We start from the raw sequence: 6860 nt of genomic DNA, 5'->3' as shown, positions 1-6860 counted from the left end.
TCCGAGTTCCTGCGACACACCCCCCATGATCATCCGCCGACGCGTGAAGTCCGAGTACTTGAGCGCGGCCAACCCCTGCGGCGTGAACGGCCCATTGGCAAACGTGCCGAACCCGTTGTCGGGTTGATTGACGAGATAGCCCACCGAGAAATGCGTCTTCTGCCACGTATATGAACCGCCAACGGTCCACGCTTTAGCATCGCTTCCATTGACCGTATCGCGGGTCTGCTTGTACGCGCCGCCAAGCGTAAAAGGGCCTTGTGCCGGGGCATACGCAGCGGCCGCGCCATATTGACTGCCATAGGACAAATGGCCCGGCACGCCCCCAACCGAATACGCGGTGGACAGCTTGAAATCCCTGTACTTGCCGTGATACTGGATCTGCCTGCTGCTCCAGATGCCACCGGTCATCGTCACTTCGGGCTGGAAGCTGAAGTCGGAGGGTATCCACGGATTGCTGACGTAGCCGCCCATCACAACGCCTTCGATCATTACGTTGTACTGACGCCCCATTACCACCCGTCCGTACGTCGAGGACCCCAGCCCAACCTGCGCCTCGTTAAAAAACGGCATGGTGAGATCGCTCTGGCCCGTGTTCGAGTAAAAGCGATTTTCGAGCTTGAAGTTAGCGCTCCAGCCGCCGCCCAGGTCCTCGGTGCCGGTCACGCCCCAACGGCTCTCGCTCATGCCCCCCGGCTGCATCATGAATCGCGAGTTACCGGCTTTGTCGGCATTGGTCAGGTAACGCACGCTTGCATCGACAATGCCATACAGCGTGACGCTGGATTGCGCATGGCTGATCTCGCTAGTCAGCGCAGCCGGCAGCAACGCATAGCCCAACCTGCGCCACTTCGCGAACCTGCTCGTTTTTTTAATATGTCCCGGTCTGTTCATACGTCTCCTTCCGATTTCAAATGCAGCGATTCCACGCGATAAAACCGCGCGGAATCGCCATGAATCAAAGAAGCCGTTGTCCCTCTCCTATTCACCACTACGCACGCGTGCTGCCGCTCAAAGCGACTGCCCGTGACGGGTCTGTCGCGCGTTCGCGCTGATCATTGGAGGGCAGGCAGGGAGATAACTCCAATGCGTTCATTGCATCGCGGGGATGCAATGAACGCATGGACTGAGCGGGTTTTGAATGAGAGCCGTTCGCTTATTGAGGATGCCGACAGTTTGGGATAACTGAAGGAAGAACGTGACCTTCAATCCGCCAACAAAATATGACGGACGTGTCAGCCGACGTAAAACACCCCGACGTAAAATACTTATCGCGATGCCGCGACGATCTGCGCAAGTTTCACATATTCCGCGACGGGCACTTCTTCAGCACGCCGGGCGAGATCGAAGCCGATAGCATCGAAATCAACGGTATCGCGATACGCCGCCAAGGTGTTGCGCATCATCTTGCGACGCTGTGAAAACGCGGCCAGCACCACTTCGCCGAGCACGCGATCGCTCACGTCCGGCAACTCGTTCGGTGCCAGCGGAACCATGCGCACAATCGCCGAATTCACCTTGGGCGGCGGATTGAACGATTCGGGCGGAACATCGATCAGTTTGTCGATGGCGTATCGATACTGCAGCATCACCGTCAGGCGGCCGAAGTCCTTGTTGCCCGGTTCGGCGATCATTCGATCCACCACTTCGTCCTGCAACATGAAATGCTGGTCGATGACCTTCGACGCGAACGTGGTCAGGTGGAACAGCAGCGGACTGGAGATGTTGTAGGGCAGGTTCCCGACAATTCTCAGCGACGGCGCGTCGCCTTCCAGCGCGAGCGTGCCGAAATCGAACGCGAGGGCATCGCCGGAATGCAACGCCAGCAGGTTGCCAAAGCGCTTTTCAAGCCGCCCGATCAAGTCGCGATCCAGCTCCACGGCGTGCAGCGGCGACTCAGGCGTAGCCAGACGTTCGATCAGCGGGGCGGTCAACGCAGCGAGACCCGGCCCGATTTCGACCATGCGTTCGCCGCGTTGAGGCGCAATCGTATCGACGATCGAGTCGATCACGCCTTGATCGACGAGGAAGTTCTGCCCGAAGCGCTTGCGCGCGAAATGGCCCTGGTGCTTGATGGACATCAAAAAAGCCGTTTGGAACTACGTGAAAAGAAATCAGGCCGCGCGCCGATGGCTCGCCATGGCGACTGCCGTATCGATGGCGGCAATCAGGCTGCCCGAATCGGCCCGGCCCGTGCCGGCCAGATCGAGCGCCGTGCCGTGATCGACCGACGTACGGATAATCGGCAGCCCGAGCGTGACGTTGATGCCTTCGCCGAACGTGGCGAATTTGAGGACCGGCAAACCCTGGTCGTGGTACATGGCCAGTACGCAATCGGCGTCTTTGAGATAGCGCGGCTGGAACAGCGTGTCAGCGGGATAAGGGCCGGGTGCATCGATCCCGAGCGCCCTCGCCTGTTCCAGTGCCGGCGTAATGACATCGATTTCCTCGCGTCCTAAATAACCGTTCTCGCCCGCATGCGGGTTGAGGCCGGTGACGAGGATGCGCGGATTGACCAGGCCGAAATGCGCACGCAGATCGTGGTCGATAATGCGCAGCGTCTCCACGATTCCGCCCACCGACAACGCCGCCGGCACATCTTTCAGCGGCAGGTGCGTGGTGGCGAGCGCGACGCGCAGCGGCCGTTCGCCGGTGCCGGCAAGCATCATTACCACACGCGGCGTACGTGTACGGTCCGCAAGGTATTCAGTGTGGCCGGTGAAGGGAACACCGGCGTCGTTGATCGTGCTTTTTTGCAGCGGTGCGGTGACGATTGCGTCGAAACGGCCGGACACCGCACCATCGATCGCGGCATCCAGCAAGGCCAGCACATAGCGCCCGTTGGCGGCGTCGAGCGTGCCTGCCGTGGAGGGCACACCCAGCGCGTGATGCTCGATTTCGACGGGCGCACCGGCCAAAGGCCAGCCCGGCGATCCCGAGCGTTCGGCCAGCAACGTCCGGTCACCCAATACGCAAAATCGAACCGATGGCCAGCGTTGCGATGCTTGCGACAGCGCCGCCACGGTCAATTCAGGTCCTACGCCCGCCGGCTCACCGGTTGTAATCGCTATGACCAAGGAGCGGCTGGCGGAGTTCATGTTTTGGCGCGGCTTAGCCGTTCTGCGCCTGCTGCTGGGCCGCAATGCCCTTGTACTGGACATACGACGCGTCGCGCAGTTCGCGCAGCCAGTCGGAGTAAGCCTGTTCCGCCTTGCGCTGGCCGATCGCCTGACGCGCCAGATCGAGCTGCTGCGTGACCGAGCCTTCGGCTTCGCGGCGGCCCAGCACCTGGATCAAGTGATAGCCGTACTCGCTGCGCACTGGATCGCTGACATCGCCGTCTTTCAGGTTGTTCATGGCGCGCTCGAATTCCGGCACGGTTTCACCCGGGCTGATCCAGCCGAGATCGCCACCCGCTGAAGCCGAGCCATCCTGCGAATAAGTCCGCGCGTAATTGGCGAAATCTCCGCCCTTCGCGACGTCGGCCTTGATATCGATCAGTTTCTGACGGGCAGCCGATTCCGATACGCCATCGGCCGCACGGATCAGGATGTGCCGGACGTGCGTCTGGGTGAGCTTGGGCGCGGCAGCGGCCTGGCCTTGCCCAGAACGGCGCTCGACCAACTTGACGATTTCAAAGCCACCATCGGTGCGAATCAGTTGTGGATTGACCTGGCCGGGGCGCAGCGCAGCAACCGCCGTCACAATCGCAGCAGGCAACGACGCTTGCGTCCGGAAGCCCAGATCGCCGCCCTTGGCCGCGTCGGTATCCTGCGAGTCGTCCTTCGCCAGCTTCGCGAAGTCGGCGCCGCCTTGCGCCTGCTGCAGCACCGCCTCAGCCTTGGTCTGGATAGCCGCAATGTCAGCCTGCGACGTGTTGTCCGGCACCTTGAACATGATGTGCTGGAGATGAAGATCGCTGGATTGACCGGCATTCGGCCCGCGCTGGCTCGCCACGTAGCTGGCGACTTCGGCGTCGGACACCGTGATCTTGCTGTCCACTTCCTTCTCGCGGAGTTTCGACAGCGTAAGTTCGGTGCGCGCGTCACGCGTAAACGTGGTCCACGGCACGCCCTGCGACTCGATGCGCGCGCGATAAACTTCGAGCGTCATCTGGTTCTGCTGCGCGAGACGCTCGAGCGTGCGCTGCACGGCGGCGTCGTCGACCGTGATGTTGTCGTCTTTCGCCTTCTGCAACTGGATGCGTTCCAGCACCATCTGGTCGAGCACCTGGCGCTGCAATTGGGCAGCCGGCGGCACCGGCGCATTTTGTTGCTGCAAGCGGCGCACGATCAGACTGGTCCGGTCCTCGAGCTCACGCTGCGTGATCACGTCGTTGTTGACCACCGCGACGACCGAGTCTGCTACCTGCGCACCACCGCTCGCCCCCACCGGCGCACTGCTCGCCCCCGGCAAGGCTTGGGCAGAAGCCAGCGAGCCGGTCAGGAGCATGGCGGCGAGTGCGCTTACCGAAATGGCTGCCCATCGAAACTTATTCATGTTTGCCACAGAAACTCCATCGATTGCGGCCGGTGACCGGCCCTATTGCCTTCTGCTGACTGGCGCCCGAAATACCTCGTCCTGCTGCGCCTGCACCGCAGCCCAACCGCGCGCTCATTCGTAGTTGCTGAAACGCGCAATCGGCGGCGCGGGCGGCGGCGGCGGCGTATAGCCGGCGACACCGGCGCGGAACGCCGCGGTTAGACCATTGTCGACGTTTGACAATCCCTTGAGCGTCAGTTGAGCCAGTACGCGTGTACCGGCGCTGCTGGCGCCCGTGCTGGTGATACCGTTTGCGTAACGCTGCAAACCGATGCCGAGGGTCCAGCAGTCGGCATCGTACTGGAAGCCCAGCAGCCCGTCGACCAGCCGATGGCTCGCCAGATCGTAGTTCACCCGGCCGACGCTATAAATGTGTCTCGTCAGCGGCCATTGTGCCGAAATCAGCACCTGGTTAATCGGCTCGTTAGTTATCGTGCTCGAATTTTCACGCGTGTAACGGTAGCCGACGTTGATCACCTCGCGCGCCGCGGGGCTGAAGCCGAATCCAACACTCGAGCGCACGAGCTGGTTGTTATCGGCATTATATTGGAACGCGGTTTCCGACGAAAAACCAGCGCCCAGCTTGATCGCCGCACCCACGATCAGGTCCGAGTGCTTCGCCTGGTCGGGGGACTGCGTGGGCGAGATGGTGACCCGCTGGGGCTGGAAATAGTACTGCTGAGCGATCACAAAACGCGCACGCTCGTCGCCGGTCTCCGGGTTGATGAAACGCGTGGTCAGCCCGGCGGTCAGGCGGTTTGCATCGGCGATACGGTCGTTACCCGCGAACGTGTTCGGCGTGTAGATTTCCGCAAGGCTGAAGTCGGACTCGCCGGTGTCGAAGATAGGGGCAAAATTCTGGTTCCTGTACGGCGTGTACACGTAGTACAGGCGCGGCTCCAGCGTCTGGATGTAGTCCTGGCCGAACAGGCGCACCGAACGGTCGAACACGAGCCCGGTGTCGAAGCTGACCGTGGGGATCGATTCCGTGAGGGTCTTCGGCTGGCCCGCGATCCCGCCGTTCGCCACTGATGCAATCTGGTTCAGGTCGTACGACGCCACGTGATACTGGATCTTTGGCGTGATGAAGTAGCCCGGCCCGTTGACGCTGTAGGTCAGGTACGGGTTGAAGTACACGCGCTCGCCTTCGTCGGCGCCCGCGGTCGGGATCGTAAAGCGGGTGTAATCCGCTTCCATGCCGTAGTCGAAACCACCGACGTTGTACTTGCTGTACAGCACGTTCAACTCGGGTTCCCGGTTATACGGGGGCGCCGTCGACGCCGGCGGGAGAGTCTGCCAGCGCTGCTCGCGGGCAAGAACCGACCACGGTCCGTTGTTGTACGTCAGCCCGGCTTCCTGCTGATACAGCACCTGCGTACCGTTCACGACCTGGTTCGCGGCGTTGCCCAGGTCTTCCGGATATTGATTGTCCGAAACCCTGTTGTAGTTGACGTACGCACCGAAGCCGTTGCCCAGGCTCTGCTGGTGCTGAATGTAGATCGCATAACGAGTCGTATGCGTCTGCATGTCGTTCGGCAGGAACTCGCCGGTGATCGTGCCCGAATATGTCGGCGACAAATACCGGAAAGTCGAATCCAGCATCACGCCACGGCGTGACATGAGGCGCGGCGTCACCAATAAATCGCGATTCGGCGCGATGTTGAAATAATACGGAATCTCCGTTTCGAAGCCCGTGGTCGAGTTCACCGAAAAAGTCGGCGGCAGGAAGCCGCTGCGCCGTTCGCTGGTCAACGGAAACGACAGCCACGGGCTGGCAAAGATTGGCACGCCCTGGAAGAAAAGCACGCCGTTGTGCGCGATGCCTTCCTCGGCGTTGGTGTCGAAGTCGAACGACGTGCCCTTGATGTACCACGCCGGATCGGTCTCGCACGCGCACGCCGTGTAGGTGCCGTGATCCACGTGCGCCTGTTCGCTGTCGATCAGGTCCGCGCGCTCGGCGCTCCCGGAGCCGTTCGAGAGGTTGAAACGATACTTCGGGTTCGTCATGTAACCCTCGTTCGCCTCCACCTTCAAGTGCGCTTCCGGGCCGATGAACGTATTGCCGTTGCTGAAGATCCTGACATTGCCGTAAGCATCGGCCATGTCGGTGTCCTCGTCGTAATGCAGCGCATCCGACTTGATCACCGACACATTTCGACGTAGTTCCGCCGAGCCCTTGGAGGCCACGTCCTGGTCCGCCGTGCCCGTGGCGTGGTCACCCAGTACAAAGGTTGCTGGCTGGTCGCCGGTCTTCAGCGGGTGCTCCTGGAGCTGGGGAGCCAGGCGCAGGCTCCCCGGATCGCCGAGCGGCTGCGCGT

At 61.5% G+C, this 6860-nt stretch carries 5 protein-coding genes; all 5 read right to left on the bottom strand.

The genetic code is table 11. The annotated features are described in order from the left end of the window. On the bottom strand, nt 1–894 hold an 894-nt coding region (locus WCA53_RS01750), incomplete at its 3' end, for a porin (protein ID WP_423904835.1). Between the two features lie 374 nt (nt 895–1268). After that, complete coding sequence (rsmA, locus tag WCA53_RS01745) at nt 1269–2081, bottom strand: 16S rRNA (adenine(1518)-N(6)/adenine(1519)-N(6))-dimethyltransferase RsmA (RefSeq protein WP_423904833.1); 813 nt, start codon at nt 2079–2081, stop codon at nt 1269–1271. A 33-nt stretch (nt 2082–2114) separates the two neighbouring features. Beyond that, nucleotides 2115–3098 carry a 4-hydroxythreonine-4-phosphate dehydrogenase PdxA gene (gene pdxA, locus WCA53_RS01740; protein WP_423904831.1) on the bottom strand — a complete coding sequence of 328 codons (984 nt, stop codon included), beginning with the start codon at nt 3096–3098 and terminating at the stop codon, nt 2115–2117. 13 nt (nt 3099–3111) lie between these two features. Then, the gene (locus tag WCA53_RS01735) at nt 3112–4509 is read right to left on the bottom strand and encodes a peptidylprolyl isomerase (RefSeq protein ID WP_423904829.1); all 1398 of its coding nucleotides are present in this window, start codon (nt 4507–4509) and stop codon (nt 3112–3114) included. Between the two features lie 105 nt (nt 4510–4614). Then, nucleotides 4615–6860 (bottom strand): LPS-assembly protein LptD (locus WCA53_RS01730; protein WP_423904827.1); only part of this gene is annotated, 2246 nt, incomplete at its 5' end.

It is taken from the genome of Caballeronia sp. (assembly GCF_049581465.1).
In the GTDB taxonomy this organism is placed as follows: Bacteria; Pseudomonadota; Gammaproteobacteria; order Burkholderiales; family Burkholderiaceae; genus Caballeronia.
The sequence above is the reverse complement of the archived record's forward strand: the minus strand, read 5'-3'. Positions and strand labels throughout refer to the sequence as shown.

Bases quoted from the DNA above. Each gene is read 5' to 3' on its own strand.
- rsmA (WP_423904833.1), bottom strand. From the start codon at position 2,081: ATGTCCATCAAGCACCAGGGCCATTTCGCGCGCAAGCGCTTCGGGCAG.
- pdxA (WP_423904831.1), bottom strand. From the start codon at position 3,098: ATGAACTCCGCCAGCCGCTCCTTGGTCATAGCGATTACAACCGGTGAG.